Origin of the sequence: Rhizobium viscosum (genome assembly GCF_014873945.1) — a bacterium.
GTDB classification, from domain to species: Bacteria; Pseudomonadota; Alphaproteobacteria; order Rhizobiales; family Rhizobiaceae; genus Rhizobium; species Rhizobium viscosum.
Window position 1 is genome coordinate 2,132,385 of the sequence record NZ_JADBEC010000001.1, and the last position, 17,154, is coordinate 2,149,538.

Sequence of the window (17,154 nt, forward strand, 5' to 3'; positions counted from 1 at the left end):
GCTATTCCTCCCGGCTTGCCATGCGGGCGGCCATGCGGCGCTGAGAGGCGATGCGGCGGCGCCAGATCTCATTTCTCATCGCCATCAGATGCAGCGTGAAGAAGAGCAGGGTGAAGGCGATCGCCATGATCAGCAGCGGGTGCAGGAATTCCGGATCGATCGCCGGCCCATCGAGGCGCAGGACGCTTGCCGATTGATGCAGCGTGTTCCACCAGTCGACCGAAAACTTGATGATCGGAATGTTGACGAAGCCGACGAGAATGAGGATGGCGGTGACGCGCGCTGCCTTGGACGGTTCATCCATGGCGCGGTTCAGTGCAATCAGGCCGAGATACATCAGGAAGAGAATGAAGACGGAGGTGAGCCGCGCATCCCAGACCCACCATGTGCCCCACATGGGCTTGCCCCAGAGCGAGCCGGTGACGAGTGCAAGCAGAGTGAAGGCGGCCCCGAGCGGAGCTGCGGCCTTGGCCGAAACATCCGCCAGCGGATGGCGCCAGACGAGTGTGCCGATCGCCGAAATGCTCATGATCGTATAGCACATCATGGAAAGCCAGGCGGCGGGCACATGCACATACATGATGCGCACCGTCTCGCCCTGCTGATAGTCGCCCTCGGTCGAGAAGCTCAGATAGAGCCCGATGATAAAACAGAGGGCCGTGATGCCGGCCAGCCATGGAATGATGCGCGATGCCAGCGCCAGAAACCGCGTCGGGTTGGCAAGATCGCTGAATTTGCTGATGGCAAGGCTCGTTTCGCTCATATCCGTTTCCTTACCTTGATCCGCCCGGAGCCGCAATCGAAGCGCCGATCAATCCGCTGTGTTTCTGAGCGCAAGGGCTGCGGCCGCCGGACCGATGACGGCAAAGAAGAGCGTCAGGGCGATAAGGATCAGGAATGGCGGCAGGAAGGGCGCCGGTCCCACGACCGCTGCATAGCTGGCGCTGACGCCGAAGATCAGCACCGGGATCGTCAGCGGCAGGATGAGTACCGAGACCAGCAGGCCGCCACGCGGCAGTGCTATGGCAACGGCTGCACCGACAGCGCCGATGAAGGTGATCGCCGGAGAGCCGACGAAGAGCGTGAGCATGGTCGCACCGATCGCCGTCTCGTTCATGTTCATGAAGAGGCCGAGCAATGGGGAGGCGATGACGAGCGGCAGGCTGGTTGCGGTCCAGTGGGCGGCGCATTTGATGAACACTGTCAGCACCAATGGCGTTTCCTGCATCAGCATCAAATCGAGTGAACCGTCGTCACGCTCCGCCTGGAACAGCCGATCGAGCCCGAGAAGGGCAGCGAGCAGCGCGCCGATCCAGACGATGGCTGGACCGATGCGCGAGAGAAGCGCAAGATCAGGCCCGACGCCGAAGGGGATGACGGCGACGACGGTCAGGAAGAAGAGGATGCCGATCAGGGCGCCACCGCCGGCGCGGATGGAGAGCCTCAGGTCACGCAGGAAAAGGGCGGTCATCCCCACACTCCCTGATCCACCCCGGCAAAACCAGTCATTTTCAGTTCCCTGGTCCCTTCCAGCCCAAGAGGCTGATGCGTCGCGGCGACGACAATCCCGCCTTTCCTGCGATGCGCTTCAATCAATTCCGTAAACAACCTGTCTGCACTGGTATCCAGCGCTGCAGTCGGCTCGTCCAGAAGCCAGACCGGACGATACGCGACCAGAAGCTTGGCGAAAGCGAAGCGGCGCTGCTGGCCGGCCGAGAGGTAGCCGAAGGGGAGGTGGGTGATGCCGGGCAGGCCGACAGCTTCGGCGGCTTCTTCGGTGCTCAGACCGGCAGCTTTGCGAGGTTCAAGGAAGGATCTCCAGAAATCCAGATTCTCTGCAACCGTAAGTTCAGTCTTCATGGCGTTACGATGGCCAAGGTAGTGGCTGGCTTCGGCTGCCGGACGCCTCCCGGCACTGACCGAATCAGAGGCCGTGACAGAGCCCTTTTCCGGCCTCAAAAGACCGGCGATGACGCGCAATAAAGTGGACTTTCCCGATCCGTTTTTACCCGTCAGAATAAGTGCCTCGCCGGGCTGCAAGTGAAAGGAAACGTTAACGAAAATGAGATCCTCACCGCGCCGGGCTGCCAGATTTTCAGCGGTAAGATGCATGCATCGGCTCTTTCTTCGTTGGCGCTGTCGGCAAGCTCAAAAAATGTCCAATTTTGACCTTTGTCGGTATGGCAAGTCTTTACGAAATTATCTATAAGACCTGCAACCACGCCAGCGGTCGGCGTGAATTTCATCCTTGCGCCGAACTTGAGGGCTTTCCTCACGTGCGGACAGCGGAAATGGCCGTACCCGCATCCTGATGTGCATTAAGTGCATAGGCGTTCGCACGACTGTGTTGGCTATCAGAAACGGGGTCTCTCGTGTCTAAATCTCTTGACAGTTTCAATTGTCGGTCCACGCTTTCCGTTGGTGGAAAGGACTATGTCTACTACAGCCTGCCGAAGGCTGAGGCAAACGGTCTCCCCGGCGTATCGAAGCTCCCCTATTCGATGAAGGTGCTGCTGGAAAATCTGCTGCGCTTCGAAGACGGTCAGTCGGTCACCAAGGAGCACATCCTTGCCGTCGCCGAATGGCTGAACAATAAGGGCGCTGTCGAGAACGAAATCGCCTACCGTCCGGCCCGCGTGCTGATGCAGGACTTCACCGGCGTTCCGGCTGTCGTCGACCTCGCCGCAATGCGCGACGCCATGGTCTCCCTGGGCGGCGATCCGGAAAAGATCAACCCGCTCGTTCCCGTCGACCTCGTCATCGACCACTCCGTCATCGTCGACGAATTCGGCACGCCGCAGGCTTTCGCCAAGAACGTCGAACTGGAATACCAGCGCAACGGCGAGCGCTACCGCTTCCTGAAGTGGGGCCAGCAGGCATTCAAGAATTTCCGCGTCGTTCCTCCGGGCACCGGCATCTGTCACCAGGTCAATCTCGAATATCTCGGCCAGACTGTCTGGACGAAGGAAGAGGATGGCGAAACGATCGCTTATCCGGATACCTGCGTCGGCACCGACTCGCATACGACGATGATCAACGGTCTCGGCGTTCTCGGCTGGGGTGTGGGTGGTATCGAAGCTGAAGCCGCCATGCTCGGTCAGCCGGTTTCGATGCTTCTGCCCGAAGTCATCGGCTTCAAGCTGACTGGCAAGCTCAAGGAAGGCGTCACCGCGACCGACCTCGTTCTGACCGTCGTGCAGATGCTGCGCAAGAAGGGCGTCGTTTCCAAGTTCGTCGAATTCTTCGGTCCGGGCATGGACAATATGCCGCTCGCCGACCGTGCAACGATCGGCAACATGGGTCCGGAATACGGCGCGACCTGCGGCTTCTTCCCGGTCGACGGCGAAACCATCAACTACCTCACCATGTCCGGCCGCACGCATGACCGGATCGCGCTCGTCGAAGCCTATTCGAAGGCTCAGGGCATGTGGCGCGAAGGTGATGGTTCCGATCTCGTCTTCACTGACACACTGGAACTCGACCTTGGCGACGTCGTGCCGTCGATGGCTGGCCCGAAGCGTCCGGAAGGCCGCATCGCTCTCGAAAACATCGCCTCCGGTTTCGCCGGCTCGATGGATACCGACTACAAGAAGCCCGGCCAGCTCAACAACCGCTATGCGGTCGAAGGCACGGATTTCGATCTCGGCCATGGTGACGTTGCGATTGCCGCCATCACCTCCTGCACCAACACGTCGAACCCGTCGGTGCTGATCGCTGCCGGCCTTCTCGCCCGCAATGCTGTTGCCAAGGGTCTGAAGACCAAGCCATGGGTCAAGACCTCGCTTGCTCCGGGATCGCAGGTCGTCGGTGAATATCTTGCCAAGTCCGGCCTGCAGGCCGATCTCGACAAGCTCGGCTTCAACCTCGTCGGCTTCGGCTGCACGACCTGCATCGGCAATTCCGGCCCGTTGCCGGCGCCGATCTCCAAGACGATCAACGATAAGGGCCTGATCGTTTCCGGCGTGCTCTCGGGCAACCGCAACTTCGAAGGCCGTATCTCGCCGGACGTTCAGGCGAACTACCTCGCTTCGCCGCCGCTCGTCGTCGCCTACGCACTCGCCGGCACGGTTCAGAAGGATCTGACCAAGGAGCCGATCGGCGAAGATCAGAACGGCAACCCTGTCTATCTCAAGGACATCTGGCCGACCTCGCATGAAGTGCAGGACTTCATCCAGAAGTACGTCACCCGCGAACTCTACGAGACGAAGTATGCAGACGTCTTCAAGGGTGACGAAAATTGGCAGGCCGTTCAGGTTCCCCCGGGCCAGACCTATGCCTGGGACGACGATTCGACCTATGTTCAGAACCCACCGTATTTTGTCGGCATGGGTAAGAAGGGCACGGGCACGTCCGACATCAAGGGCGCACGTGTCCTCGGCCTCTTCGGCGACAAGATCACCACCGACCACATTTCTCCGGCCGGTTCGATCAAGGCTGCTTCGCCGGCCGGCGCCTACCTGCTTGGCCACGACGTCGCAGTCGCCGACTTCAACCAGTACGGCACGCGTCGCGGCAACCATGAAGTCATGATGCGCGGCACCTTCGCCAACATCCGTATCCGCAACTTCATGCTCGGTGCGAACGGCAAGGAAGGTGGCTACACCATCCACTATCCGTCCAAGGAAGAGACCTCGATCTACGATGCGGCCATGCAGTACAAGGCCGAAGGCGTTCCGCTCGTCATCTTCGCCGGCGTGGAATATGGCAATGGCTCTTCGCGTGACTGGGCCGCAAAGGGCACGAACCTGCTCGGCGTAAAGGCCGTCATTGCCCAGAGCTTCGAGCGTATCCATCGTTCGAACCTGGTCGGCATGGGTGTCATCCCCTTCGTCTTCGAAGAGGGCACGACATGGCAGAGCCTCAACCTGAAGGGCGACGAACTCGTTACCATCGAGGGCCTCGAAAACATCAAGCCGCGCGAAAAGAAGATCGCCAAGATCACTTATGCCGATGGCACCGTGAAGGACGTTCCGCTGGTGTCGCGCGTCGATACGCTGGACGAGGTCGTCTACCTCAACAATGGCGGCATCCTGCAGACGGTTCTGCGTGATCTCGCTGCCTGATTGTTAAGATACTTGCCTGATAATGACCGCCGGAGAGCAATTTCCGGCGGTTTTTCTTTGCGGAAAGCGAGGCTGTTTCATTGCTCACGGTGATGTGTTTCGGCCGCCATCCGCCTGGGGCTCCGTCTCACCCGTTCGTGACTTTCCGTTTGGACTGGGAAGGATTATTCGTACGTTCATATCTCAGAGCCGGCGGTTCAGGACCGCTGCCGGCCCTGGAAAAGAGGTGCTGGTGAATGTCCCCGCGTTTTATGATCCCGTTGATCGCCGGGCTTGCTTTTGCAGGTCCTCTCCTGGCCGAAGATGGCACGCCGAAAGGCGTCGTTGAGCTGTTCACGGCGCAGGGCTGCGCCTCCTGTCCGCCGGCCGATGCCGCATTCCGCAAGCTCGTTAGCCAGGGCAATGTCATCGCGCTCGCCTATCACGTCGACTATTGGAATTATCTCGGCTGGGCCGACACGCTGAGCTCGAAGGAAAATACCGAGCGGCAGTACGGCTATGCCCGCATGATGGGCCGCAGCAACGTCTATACGCCGCAGGTAATCGTCAATGGCCGTGACCATCTCGCAGGCGCCGATCTTGCCGGTATCAACGGCAAGATAAACAGCTATGCCAACGAGGGCAAAGGCTTGACCGTGCCTGTCAGCGCTCACATGAGCGGCGATGAGTTGGAGATCAAGCTTGGCGCCGGCCAGGGCAAGGCCAATGTGGTGATCGTCTATTTCGACAAGGAAAAAACGATCGAGGTCGAGAAGGGCGAAAACAGCGGCAAGAAGATTTCTTACCTCCACAGTGTGACTGATGTGGAGACCGTCGGCATGTGGGATGGCAAGGCTACGACGCTCACTCTGCCGGCGAGCGTGATGGAAAAACCGGATCTCGAGGGGTCGGCGATTCTCTTGCAGTCTGTGACTGACAACGGCGATCCAGGAGCGATCCTCGGCGCGACAGTCGTCATGGCAGGAAAAAATATCTAAGAATTTCATTCACTTGCGGGTGAATGTCAGGCGGCCCGGCCAAGCGTATTCGGGGCTGGGGTTAAGGTCGATACGCTCCGCCGGGCCCTTTGGCGCGCTGGCGCCAAACTGGAACCTATAGTTCTCTTGGAAATGAGGCGCTGTTTTGACTGAAATGCGGCACTCCGCAGAAAGCAGGTTTCGTCCCCAGTGTGACAGTCGGTGCCCTTGCAATTTGCTGCGGCTCGGGCAAACTGTCACTCTCCTGTCACACGTGGAGGTCTTGGGAGTCTGATGACAGATACGCCGGATTTGCGATACGGCGAAAGCCGCTCCGTCGACAATAGCTCTTCAACCGTCGTTGATCTCAAGGAATACAGACAGAACAAAGATCCGATGCCAGTGACGTTTCACCGGCGGGAGCTCGACCAGATTCTGTGGATCTATGGTCGAATGGTGGGCGAAGGCGAGTGGAAAGACTACGCCATCGACCACACTGGGGAGAAGGCGGTGTTCTCCGTCTTCAAGCGTTCGGGCGAAATGCCGCTCTTCCGCATCGAGAAGAATCCGAAGCTTGCTGCCAAGCAGGGCGCCTTTTCGGTCGTGAACATCAACGGCATGATCCTGAAGCGCGGCCATGAGCTTGGGCCAGTCCTGAAGGTTTTCGACAAGTCGCTGAAGCTCGTCGACAAGTAAGCGATATCACCCCTTGAACAACGTGCCCGGATAGGTTTCAGGGTCGGGATGGGTTTCTGTTCCTTCGCCCAGTCTGCGCTGCATTAGCATCGTATCGAGCCAGCGGCCATGCTTGTATCCGGCACCTTTCATCAGGCCGATCTCTTCGAAACCCAGCGAACGATGAAGCGCGATAGAAGCCGGGCTTGCACCACCGATGACAGCGGTCATCTGGCGGAAGCCAGAGACGGTGCAGCGCGAAATCAGCTCTCCAAGAAGCAGTTTGCCGATGCCCTTGCCGCGCGCCTCCGTGCCTAGATAAATCGAATCCTCGACCAGCCAGCGATAGGCCGGGCGGGTGCGGAAGGCCGAGGCATAGGCATAGCCGAGCAGGGTTCCGTCCTCGGCTGTTGCGGCGATATAAGGATAGCCCTGCTCGCGAATAGCGGAGTAGCGGGCCGTCATTTCCGTCTCGGCCGGCGGCACGATCTCGTAACTCGATGTGCCGCTCAGCACAGCTTCGCGGTAGATTTCAGTAATGGCGGGAAGATCGGAAGGAAGGGCGTCGCGCAGGAGAGGGAGCATTTCGGATCGATCGGCACGGTTGGATGACGGCTTACGTTGAAGCACTCCAGCGAACTGCCCGCAACAAAAAAGGCGGCCGAAGCCGCCTTTTCGTTTTCAGTCCAGCCTGCTTACTTACGGTTGCCCATGAACTGCAGCAGGAACATGAAGAGGTTGATGAAGTCGAGATAGAGTGTCAGAGCGCCCATGATGGCCTTGCGGCCAGCGACGTCATAACCGTCTGCTTCATAATACATTTCCTTGATCCGCTGGGTATCGTAGGCGGTGAGGCCCGCGAAGATCAGCACGCCAATCACGGAGATTGCGAACTGCAGGGCCGACGAAGCCAGGAAGATGTTGACCAGCGAAGCGATGATCAGGCCGAAGAGACCCATGATCAGGAACGAGCCCATCGCCGACAGGTCACGCTTGGTCGTGTAGCCGTAGAGCGACAGCGCACCGAAGGAGGCGGCGGTCACGAAGAAGGTTTGCGTGATGCTCGACTGCGTATAGATCAGGAAGATCGACGACAGCGAGAGGCCGACCAGTGCGGCATAGACCCAGAAGGTTGTCTGAGCCGCAGCCACGCTCATGCGGTTAATGCGGAAGCTCAGGAAGAAGACCGCCGCAAGAGGTGCAAGGATCACGACCCAGCGCAGTGGCGACTGGTACAGCACCTGGCCGAACTGGGTGAGCTGGCCGTCCTGGACGGCGAAGGTGAATGCGAAATAGGCGGCCAAACCAGTGATCGCCAGACCCAGCGCCATCAGGTTGTAGACCTTGAGCATATAAGCGCGGAGGCCTTGATCAATCACTTCGCCGGTTTGTGCACGGCTTTGGTAGTTACGAAGATCAGCCATAGTTTCCTCTTACAAGCTCCGATGGAAATACGGTGTCGGGTTTACGACCCGGGCGCCGCTGCGGAGCTTCCAGCATGCCTGCTGACAATATGAGGCTTTCGCCCATTTCAAACAAGGCCTTTGCAATCTGCCGTTCGGTTAAATCGCCGTAAGGTGAAGGGATTTAGGCTTCCCACCCGTTACAGCTCGCGCAAAACGGGTGATGCCTTCTGTCCGAGAATGCGCCAAGTGCCGATCAGGCCGATGCCGACGGTCAATACAAGGGCGGTGACAAGCGTGAGACCCGCGACATCAGGCATGAAGCTGGAGGGTAGGCGCATGATGCGACTGACGATGAACCAGGCAGCGACACCGCCGGCAAAGAGCGCGAAAATCGCAGTGGCCACACCGAGGATGAGATATTCGTAGCTGAAGGCACGGATCAGCATGGCCCTCGTCGCGCCAAGCGTTTTCAGCACCACAGCATCATGAGTGCGCGCTCGATTTCCGGCGGCAAGTGCGCCGGCCAGCACGAGAACGGAGGCGATGAGTGCAACGGATGCTGCAGCGCGGATGGCGGTCGCAAGCTCGCCGACCAACTGGTTGACGATATCGATCGCGTCCTTGACACGCACGCTGGTGATCGTCGGATAGGCATTGGTCACCGATTTCAGGATCGCGGCGTCCTCCGCCTCGGTCGAGGCAGGGTCGGTCAGTGTCGCCAGCCACGCATGCGGGGCACCACGGAAGGTGTTCGGCGAGAAGACCATCACGAAGTTGATCGACAGCGATTCCCACTCGACCCGCCGCAGATTGGCGATCTTGGCCGTGATGTTGCGGCCGAGGACGTTGACAGTCACGGTATCGCCGATCTTCAGGCCGAGTTCATGCGCCTCTTCCGCGGAAAAGGAAACGAGCGGCTCGCCACTGTAATCCTTTGGCCACCATTGACCTTCGACAAGTGTCGAATTTTCCGGCGGGCTTTCCTCGTAGGTGATGCCGCGGTCGCCGTTGAGCACCCAGCGGCCAGCCGCCGGAACATTCATCTTGGTCACGTCCTGGCCGTTAAAGGCGATGATGCGGCCGCGCAGCATCGGTACTTCCACCAGTTTGCCATTTGGTGATCGGGTGTGGATCAGGTTGCGGAAGGTATCGAGTTCGGCGCCCTGGATATCAACGAAGAAGAAATTCGGCGCGCCTTCATTCATGCGGCCGGTCAATTGCTGGCGCAGATTGCCGTCGATCAGCGTCAGCGTCACGAGCAGCGCAAGACCGAGACCGAGTGAGAGGACGACGGAGGGCGTCAGTGCCCCGGGGCGATGGATATTACCGATCGCCAGCCGCAGCGCCGGCGAGTTGACGCGCGGGCTTCTGCGCGCCAGCCAGGCGATCAACGCCGCGACGAGACGCAAGATAACGAAGGCGAAGATGATGGCGCCGACGAAGATCACGGCGATGAAGCGGTCATAAGCGGTAAAGATGGCAAGGCCTGCCAGCGCTGCCATGAAGAGCACGGCCAGCAGTACATAGGGCCAGGAGGGCAGGCGGCGTGCCTCGAAACCCTGTTCGCGGAAGAGTGCGGTTGCCGGCACTTCGCGTGCATGGCCGAGCGGCAGGATGGCGAAGGCAAGCGTCGTCAGCATGCCGAAGAGGGCCGCAAGAAGCAGAGCGCCGGGATAAAGCGTCGGATCGGTGGAGACCGGCAGGAACTGGGCAAGGAACTGCGCTGCCAGCATCGGTGACAATGCGCCGAACACAAGACCGACCAGGATACCGGCTGCCGCGATAATGCCGATCTGGAAAAGATAGATCCAGACCACGACGGCGGCAGGCGCGCCCAGGCATTTGAAGGTGGCGATCGTCGTACGCTTGGCATCGAGGAAGGCGCGGACCGCGTTGGCGACGCCGACGCCGCCGACGATCAGTGCGGTCAGGCCGACCAGCGTGAGGAACTGCGAGAAGCGGGTGATGTTTTCCGTCAGCGATGGGGCGGCGCGATCGCTGGTGCGGACCGACCAGCCGGCCGAAGGGAATTCCCTGGTGGCGCGGGCCTGGATACCGCTCATCGTGCTGCGGTCTTCCAGCTTGATCTTGTAGACGTGCTCTACAAGGCTGCCGGTCTGGATCAGGCCGGATGCCTGAAGCGCGTTTCGGCTGATGAGCATGCGGGGGGCGAAGCCGAAGCCTTCCGAGAGCGCATCCGGCTCGGTCTTGACCGTGCCCGTGATACTGAGCTTGACGTTGCCGAGCAGCAATTCGTCGCCGATCCGCAGTCCCAGTCGCTCCAGCAGCAGCGGAGCGACGACAGCGCCATAAGTGCCGCCTTCGCCTGATAGCAGTGAGGCGAGCGGATAATTCGGCTCCGCTACAAAAGTGCCGTAGAGCGGATAGGCATCGTCGACGGCCTTGACCTCGACCAGTGCCTGATCCGAACCATCAGGCTTGCGGGCCATTGAGCGCAGACCGGTGGAAACGGAGACCTCGCCGAGGCCTCGGAGGAAATTCATCTCCTCTGGCGTGGCTTCGCGGTTGTTGAGCTCGAAGCGGACATCACCTGCTAGAAGCTCCTGCCCCTGCAAGGCGATCGTATCAGTGATAGACTGCGAGACCGAGTTGACGGCCGCGATCGCGGCGGTGCCGAGAGCGATACAGGCGAGGAAGATGTAGAAGCCCCTCAAGCCGCCGCGCAGCTCGCGAAGGGCCAGACGGAAGGCGAGCGAGATGCGCGGAGTGACGATCGTCATGCAATCGCCGCCTCGGACGTCGCCTCTGATTGGCGGACGGCGCTATCGCCCTCGATGCGCCCGGACCGGACGCGGATCTGGCGCGAGCAGCGATTGGCGAGACCGATATCGTGAGTGACGAGCAGCAGGGTCATGCCGCGCTCGGCCTGTTTGGAAAACAGGAGATCAGCGATCTGCCGGCCGGTATCGGTGTCGAGATTGCCGGTCGGCTCGTCAGCAATAAGCAGGGCAGGTGAGGGGGCGAGCGCACGGGCGATCGCCACACGCTGCTGCTCTCCGCCCGAGAGCTGGCCGGGATAGTGGCTCAGGCGTTCGCCGAGGCCGACGGCGTTCAGTTCGCGTTCGGCGATCTCGAAGGGGTTGGGAACATTGGCGAGCTCGAGCGGCACTGCGACATTTTCCAACGCCGTCATGTTGGCGATCAGATGGAACGACTGGAAGACGATGCCGATGTTGCGGCCGCGGAAATCGGCGACCTGATCCTCACTCAGCGCATGCAGGGGCGTGTCATTGATGTTGATCTCGCCGCTGTCGAGCTTTTCCAGGCCAGCAAGCACCATCAGCAGCGTGGACTTGCCGGAACCCGAGGGCCCGACAATACCGACGGATTCTCCTGCGCCGATCTTGAGATCAATGCCTTTCAGCACATGGACGGAGGCAGCAGCATTGCCGAGAGTCAAATCGGCGTGTTTCAGATCGATGATGGTTTTGGCCAACAGAAATCGCCCTATATAGTTCCGTAACCGAATGGCCGCATAACGGCACCTAGCCAATCTAGGGAAAGCATTATGAGATTTAAAGTTGCCGCCCTTCACTTCGCTGTCATTGTCTTCTCCCTGATTTTCTCGACGGTTGCGCAAGCACGCACGATCAATCTGGTCGGTTTCGGCGACAGCCTGATGGCGGGTTACCAGTTGCCGCCAGGCGACGGCTTTCCAGAGAAGCTGCAGGCGGCTCTGAAGGCCAGAGGGATTGACGTTTCGATCACCAATGCCGGCGTCTCGGGTGACACCACCACAGGTGGGCTTGCGCGAATCGACTGGTCCATTCCTGACGGAACCGACGGGGTGATTCTCGAACTCGGCGCCAATGATGCGCTTCGCGGTATCCCGCCGGAGCAGAGCGAAAAGAATCTCGACCAGATGATAAGCCGGTTAAAAGAGCGCGGCATTGCCGTGCTCCTTGCCGGCATGATGGCGCCGCCGAACATGGGTGCAGACTATGCCGAACGCTTCAACCCGATCTACCAGAAACTTGCGGAAAAACATGGGGTTGAGCTCTATCCATTTTTCCTCGACGGTGTGGTGCTGGATGCGGACCTGAAGCTCGATGATGGCATGCATCCCAATGCCAGGGGCGTGGATGTGATGGTGGAGAAGATGGAGCCGGCTGTCACAAAATTCGTCGAGACGATTTCTTCTGTGAAGAAATAGGGGCTTGCACAGGTTTGTAATGCGTGATTCCGTGTGAGCACCTGCAAAAGATTCGGGGAGTGCTCGTTATGCCGAGACTATTTACCGCCCTCGAAATTCCGCGCAATGCGGCGATGAGCCTGTCATTGTTGCGCGGTGGTCTTCCCGGAGCACGATGGATCGATGTGGAGAATTACCACATTACACTTCGCTTCATCGGCGATGTCGATGGACGCACGGCAGACGAAATCGTCGAGCGTCTCGATCGCATCGACCGGCCGGAATTCCAGCTCCGGCTTGAAGGCATCGGCTCCTTTGGCTCCAAGAAACCGCATTCGATCTGGGCGGGAGTTTCTCCTTCGCCTGAAATGTACGCCCTGCAGGGCGAGATCGAACGCATCTGCCAGCGCATCGGCCTGCCGCCGGATCCGCGCAAATTCACACCGCATGTCACACTTGCCCGGCTGAAATATTCGCGCGTCGACGACGTCGTCCATTACCTCGCCGGCCGCGGCAACTTCCAGACCTCGACCTTCACCGTGCCGCGCTTCGTGCTTCTGTCGTCACGCGAATCGGTCGGCGGCGGACCTTATCTTACCGAGGAAGTCTTCCCGCTCCACGAGCCGCTGACGGTGCCAAGCCTCTCGACCAACGTGTTGCAGCCGCTGAAGAGCCTAGCATAAACGAACTCGAAGTCTTCCCGATCGCCATAATAGGGATCGGGAATATCTTCGCCGGTGCCGAGCGCGAAATCGCCGAAGAGATGGATGTTGTCCGCGTGCGTTGAACGCCGACGCAGTTCCGCGATATTCGAGCGGTCCATGGCGAGGATCAGATCGAAATCGTCAAAATCTTCAGGCAATATCTTCCGGGCGCGCTGCCCGGTAATGTCGATGCCATGCGCGCCTGCGGTGGTGATCGAGCGTCGGTCGGGCAATTCTCCCTGATGCCAGCCGCCGAGACCGGCGGAACCGATATGGAACGCCTTGCCAAGGCCTTCCTCCCCCGCGACATGGCGGAATATTCCCTCGGCAAGCGGAGAGCGGCAGATATTGCCCATGCAAACAAAGAGGATGCTGATACGTTTCATCTGAGGATCCAACGAAAGGATGAAAGGAACATCGCATGAAAATGGAAAAGCTGGAAAGGCCGGCGATCAGCCAGTTGCTTGGGGAACTCACGGGCTGGACGCTCGATGATTCCGCAGGTTCGATTTCGAAGACGTTCAAATTCGCGAACTTCGTGGAAGCTTTCGGTTTCATGACGGAATCGGCGCTTGCGGCCGAAAAACTCAACCATCATCCGGAATGGTTCAACGTCTATTCCCGCGTCGAGGTGAAGCTCAACACGCATGATGCCGGCGGGTTGACGGAGCTGGATTTCAAGCTCGCAAAGGCCATGGAGAAGGCTGCAGCGCGCCGGACTGATTGAATGGGCCGATTGAAACGGTTTTGGCCGTCACCATATGTTCGGAGCGACCACAAGGGATATCGGGATGGACGAGGTCAAATACGGGGAAATTCTGTTGCCGGGCGACGAGGATACGCAGAACCGTCGTGAAAAGACGGTGCGGCAGAAATTCTGGCCGACCTTTCGCCGCGCCGTGCGGCAGATTCCATTCTCTCGCGATGTGGTTGCCGGTTTCTACTGCGCGCTCGATCCGCAGACGCCTACCAGAGTGCGCGGCGTTCTCCTGGCAGCCCTTGCCTACTTCGTCATGCCGGTCGATATCATCCCCGATATCTTCGCCGTTATCGGTTTTTCGGACGATGTCGCCGTCCTGTCGGCAGCCTTTGCCATGGTGAGGGGCAATATCCGGCCGAGCCACTACGAGGCGGCTGATCGCGTTCTCGCGGACCGTTCCGAAGATGGCATGAAGACGATCTAAAAGCGCGTCGCGATCTCTGAGATCCACCCGCCGCGCCAGGTCTTTGTCTTTACGCATGTCGTTGTCGCAAAACCGCTGCACAGTCTTGCGCGACATGCTTTAGACCTCTTCCCGCTCCAACAGGTTTCTGAGCTTGCCGAAGGCGAGCCTGATGCGCGATTTCACCGTGCCGAGCGGCAGGCCGGTCGCGTCTGCGATTTCCGTATGCGACTGACCAAGGAAGAAGGCAGCCTGCAGCAGCGCCCGCTGCTCCTCGGGCAATTGGCTGACGGCATCGCGCACCTGCGCATCGCGGTCGTCATTGGCAACGATCTCGTCGGCGCGCATTTCCTCCGGCGGCTGCAGCGTCGGATCCTCGCCATCGAGAACACGAACCAGAGCGCGGCGCTGCTGATCGATGCGCCGGTTGCGGGCGATGCAAAAAAGCCAGGTGGAAAGCGAGGAGCGGGCCGGGTCGTAGAGAGCGGCCTTATGCCAGAGAACGATCATGATTTCCTGCACCAGTTCCTCGGCCTCGCCTGGTGTCATCTTCTGGCGCATCAGCCATGATTTGAGGCGCGGTGCGAAATAGTCGAAGAGTACGGAGAATGCGGACTCGTCGCGCTCATCGGCAACGGCCTTTGCGAGGGCAGCGAAACGCTGTCTTTCCTCGGCATCCATCCCTCTCACGAACTCCCTGCAGTCAAGATTTCGGTCTGAATTTCCTGATCTTAACGACCTACAACGGATTTTAGAAAGGTCAAACTCTTGCCTGAATCTTTGTGTCTTAAATTCACCCGAACCGATGGGCTGGGCCATCAAGACAGCGCGCAATCTCACGCGCCGCTGTCGGTTCGCTAGTTAACAGTCGGGCGAAAATGAAACAGGCAGAGACAATTCGCAGTCATTGTTGACCATTTGGTAACCTGAATTAAGTCAAAATAAAGCAGATCGTGATTATGCGCCGCCCGCAATGATCGCTTCGGGCCTTGAACCGCAAGAACCGGCAGGAATTCCATGTTCGTAAAAAGTATCGTATCCGCTTTCGCCCTCACAGTTGCTATGACCGGAGTGGCGGCAGCGCAGCAGGCGGCAGCAGCACCGACCCGCATCCAGCAGTTCCAGGCATGGGGCGCCTATTCCTATAAGTCCGGCCCCTCCACCGTCTGCTACGTGCTTTCGGTGCCGACTGCCAAGCAGCCGGCGAGCGTCGACCACGGCGACAATTTCTTCATCGTCTCTCAGCGTCCGGGCCAGAACATCTCCTATGAGCCGCAGGCGATGATGGGCTACACGGTGAAGGAAAATTCGAAGATCAACGTTACGATCGACAATAAAACTTTCGTGATGTTCACCAAGGATAAGGCCGGGTGGGTCGAGAATGCGGCTCAGGAGCCGGCGCTCGTCGCGGCGATGAAGACCGGCCATTCGATGACCGTCAGCGCCACCTCGCGCAAGGGCACCGGCACATCCTACAGCTATTCGCTTTCGGGCATTTCGGCTGCGTTGAAGCAGATCGAAAGCTGCAAGTAAGCTGACCTCGAAGGGCAGTGTTTTGAAGGCCGGCCTTGCGCCGGCCTTTGTCGTTTCCATCTATGGTGACGCTTCCATCTCTCGATACGCGGGTCTAGTGACGTGGAGGGAAAATGATGCTAAAGCGGCGCGCAACTGCGGAAGGATGGCGATTTATCGCCGCTCCGCCCATTCATTTCTGCAATCATGCGTCACCGGCCCCGTAAGTCTTCCGGCTTTCCGGGATGGTTGCCATGTTGAGTTCGGGATTAGAAGATTATGTCCGTTATGGATGCGATGACCGTTGCCAAGCCCGCCGGGCGGATGCCTCTTGGCACTGAGCTTTCGCCAAAACCCTCGCTGATCGGCCTGACGCGTGAGGAAATGGGTGCGGCACTGCGCGAAAGGGGCGTGCCGGACAAGCAGATCAAGATGCGCGTGTCGCAGCTCTGGAACTGGATCTATGTGCGCGGCGTCTCCGATTTCGACCATATGACGAATGTCGCCAAGGATATGCGCGAGATGCTGAAGCAGCATTTTACCATTGCCCGGCCTGAAATCGTCGAAGAACAGATTTCCAATGACGGCACGCGCAAGTGGCTGCTACGCTTTCCGCCGCGCGGCGCCGGCCGGCCGGTCGAAATCGAGGCCGTGTACATCCCCGAGGAAGGGCGCGGTACGCTCTGCATTTCCAGCCAGGTCGGCTGCACGCTCACCTGTTCCTTCTGTCATACCGGGACACAGCGTCTGGTGCGCAACCTGACGGCCGAGGAAATCCTGTCCCAGCTTCTGCTCGCCCGCGACCGGCTGGGCGACTTCCCCGATCGCGACGTGCCTGTCGGCGCCGTGGTGCCCTCCGAAGGCCGCAAGGTCAGCAATATCGTGATGATGGGTATGGGCGAGCCGCTCTATAATTTCGATGCCGTAAAGCAGGCCCTGCTGATCGCGACTGATGGTGATGGCCTGTCGCTGTCGAAGCGCCGGGTGACGCTTTCCACCTCCGGCGTCGTGCCCGAGATTCTGCGCACCGGCGAGGAGATCGGCGTCATGCTGGCGATCTCGCTGCATGCGGTGCGCGACGACCTGCGCGATATCCTCGTGCCGATCAACAAGAAGTATCCGCTGAAGGAGCTGATCGAGGCCTGCAAGAACTATCCGGGGCTTTCGAATGCGCGGCGCATCACGTTCGAATATGTGATGCTCAAGGACGTCAACGATAGCCTGGAAGACGCCAAGGGACTGATCCAGCTTCTGAAGGGCGTGCCGGCGAAGATCAACCTCATCCCCTTCAACCCGTGGCCGGGCACGAACTACCAGTGTTCCGACTGGGCGCAGATCGAGAAGTTTGCCGATTTCATCAATTCGGCCGGCTACGCTTCGCCGATCCGCACACCGCGTGGCCGCGACATTCTCGCCGCTTGCGGCCAGCTGAAGTCGGAATCCGAACGCATGCGCAAAACCGAGCGTCTTGCCTTCGAAGCTATGATGATCGCCAACCACGGCGCGGACGACTGATCAGCAA

Annotated in this window: 18 protein-coding genes; 9 read left to right on the top strand and 9 right to left on the bottom strand. The window is 59.4% G+C overall.

Annotated elements, in window-relative coordinates; genetic code table 11:
- Window position 1 precedes the first annotated feature (1 nt).
- From H4W29_RS10550 to ccmA, 3 genes are read right to left on the bottom strand one after another with little or no spacing between them, the layout of a single operon-like run.
- Window positions 2–763 (bottom strand): heme ABC transporter permease, encoded by a 762-nt coding sequence (locus H4W29_RS10550; RefSeq protein WP_192728869.1) that lies wholly within the window; start codon window positions 761–763, stop codon window positions 2–4.
- Window positions 764–811: 48 nt separating this feature from the next.
- Window positions 812–1,471: a heme exporter protein CcmB gene (ccmB, locus tag H4W29_RS10555; RefSeq protein WP_192728870.1), complete on the bottom strand. Its 660-nt coding sequence runs from the start codon at window positions 1,469–1,471 to the stop codon at window positions 812–814.
- Window positions 1,468–2,112 (bottom strand): heme ABC exporter ATP-binding protein CcmA, encoded by a 645-nt coding sequence (gene ccmA, locus H4W29_RS10560; RefSeq protein ID WP_192728871.1) that lies wholly within the window; start codon window positions 2,110–2,112, stop codon window positions 1,468–1,470. Before ccmA ends, ccmB begins: the two co-directional genes overlap by 4 nt.
- Before the next feature lie 260 nt (window positions 2,113–2,372).
- Here ccmA and acnA point away from each other — a divergent pair, with 260 nt between their 5' ends.
- The 3 genes from acnA (at window position 2,373) to H4W29_RS10575 (ending at window position 6,715) form a co-directional block, all read left to right on the top strand.
- Window positions 2,373–5,063, top strand: coding sequence for an aconitate hydratase AcnA (acnA, locus tag H4W29_RS10565; protein ID WP_192728872.1), 2,691 nt, complete (start codon window positions 2,373–2,375; stop codon window positions 5,061–5,063).
- A gap of 236 nt (window positions 5,064–5,299) precedes the next feature.
- Window positions 5,300–6,040 (top strand): DUF1223 domain-containing protein, encoded by a 741-nt coding sequence (locus H4W29_RS10570; protein WP_192728873.1) that lies wholly within the window; start codon window positions 5,300–5,302, stop codon window positions 6,038–6,040.
- A gap of 273 nt (window positions 6,041–6,313) precedes the next feature.
- Window positions 6,314–6,715 (top strand): DUF2794 domain-containing protein, encoded by a 402-nt coding sequence (locus H4W29_RS10575; RefSeq protein WP_192728874.1) that lies wholly within the window; start codon window positions 6,314–6,316, stop codon window positions 6,713–6,715.
- Window positions 6,716–6,721: 6 nt separating this feature from the next.
- On the opposite strand, the gene H4W29_RS10580 is transcribed toward H4W29_RS10575, so the two are convergent.
- From H4W29_RS10580 to H4W29_RS10595, 4 genes are all read right to left on the bottom strand, one after another.
- Window positions 6,722–7,279 (bottom strand): GNAT family N-acetyltransferase, encoded by a 558-nt coding sequence (locus H4W29_RS10580; RefSeq protein WP_192728875.1) that lies wholly within the window; start codon window positions 7,277–7,279, stop codon window positions 6,722–6,724.
- Window positions 7,280–7,389: 110 nt separating this feature from the next.
- The gene (locus tag H4W29_RS10585) at window positions 7,390–8,118 is read right to left on the bottom strand and encodes a Bax inhibitor-1/YccA family protein (protein ID WP_113013307.1); all 729 of its coding nucleotides are present in this window, start codon (window positions 8,116–8,118) and stop codon (window positions 7,390–7,392) included.
- A gap of 179 nt (window positions 8,119–8,297) precedes the next feature.
- Complete coding sequence (locus H4W29_RS10590) at window positions 8,298–10,841, bottom strand: ABC transporter permease (protein WP_192728876.1); 2,544 nt, start codon at window positions 10,839–10,841, stop codon at window positions 8,298–8,300.
- Entirely contained in the window at window positions 10,838–11,557 is a 720-nt protein-coding gene (locus tag H4W29_RS10595; RefSeq protein ID WP_192728877.1) for an ABC transporter ATP-binding protein, read from the bottom strand. The genes H4W29_RS10590 and H4W29_RS10595 overlap by 4 nt, the downstream gene beginning before the upstream one ends.
- Window positions 11,558–11,629: 72 nt before the next feature.
- Between H4W29_RS10595 and H4W29_RS10600 the strand changes: the two genes are divergently transcribed.
- Entirely contained in the window at window positions 11,630–12,274 is a 645-nt protein-coding gene (locus H4W29_RS10600; protein ID WP_192728878.1) for an arylesterase, read from the top strand.
- A 68-nt stretch (window positions 12,275–12,342) separates the two neighbouring features.
- Entirely contained in the window at window positions 12,343–12,936 is a 594-nt protein-coding gene (gene thpR, locus H4W29_RS10605; protein ID WP_192728879.1) for an RNA 2',3'-cyclic phosphodiesterase, read from the top strand.
- Here thpR and H4W29_RS10610 read toward each other — a convergent pair.
- The gene (locus H4W29_RS10610; RefSeq protein ID WP_192728880.1) at window positions 12,843–13,343 is read right to left on the bottom strand and encodes a low molecular weight protein-tyrosine-phosphatase; all 501 of its coding nucleotides are present in this window, start codon (window positions 13,341–13,343) and stop codon (window positions 12,843–12,845) included. The genes thpR and H4W29_RS10610 overlap by 94 nt on opposite strands.
- Window positions 13,344–13,378: 35 nt before the next feature.
- On the opposite strand from H4W29_RS10610, the gene H4W29_RS10615 reads away from it, so the two are divergent.
- Both H4W29_RS10615 and H4W29_RS10620 read left to right on the top strand, forming a co-directional pair.
- Window positions 13,379–13,684 carry a 4a-hydroxytetrahydrobiopterin dehydratase gene (locus tag H4W29_RS10615; protein WP_192728881.1) on the top strand — a complete coding sequence of 102 codons (306 nt, stop codon included), beginning with the start codon at window positions 13,379–13,381 and terminating at the stop codon, window positions 13,682–13,684.
- Window positions 13,685–13,748: 64 nt separating this feature from the next.
- On the top strand, window positions 13,749–14,141 hold the full coding sequence (locus H4W29_RS10620; protein ID WP_029868950.1) for a YkvA family protein: 393 nt from the start codon (window positions 13,749–13,751) through the stop codon (window positions 14,139–14,141).
- 99 nt (window positions 14,142–14,240) lie between these two features.
- On the opposite strand, the gene H4W29_RS10625 is transcribed toward H4W29_RS10620, so the two are convergent.
- Entirely contained in the window at window positions 14,241–14,801 is a 561-nt protein-coding gene (locus H4W29_RS10625) for a sigma-70 family RNA polymerase sigma factor (RefSeq protein ID WP_192728882.1), read from the bottom strand.
- 336 nt (window positions 14,802–15,137) lie between these two features.
- On the opposite strand from H4W29_RS10625, the gene H4W29_RS10630 reads away from it, so the two are divergent.
- Window positions 15,138–15,653, top strand: a complete 516-nt coding sequence (locus H4W29_RS10630; RefSeq protein ID WP_192728883.1) for an invasion associated locus B family protein — start codon at window positions 15,138–15,140, stop codon at window positions 15,651–15,653.
- Between the two features lie 258 nt (window positions 15,654–15,911).
- Entirely contained in the window at window positions 15,912–17,147 is a 1,236-nt protein-coding gene (gene rlmN, locus H4W29_RS10635) for a dual-specificity RNA methyltransferase RlmN (RefSeq protein WP_192728884.1), read from the top strand.
- Window positions 17,148–17,154 lie beyond the last annotated feature (7 nt).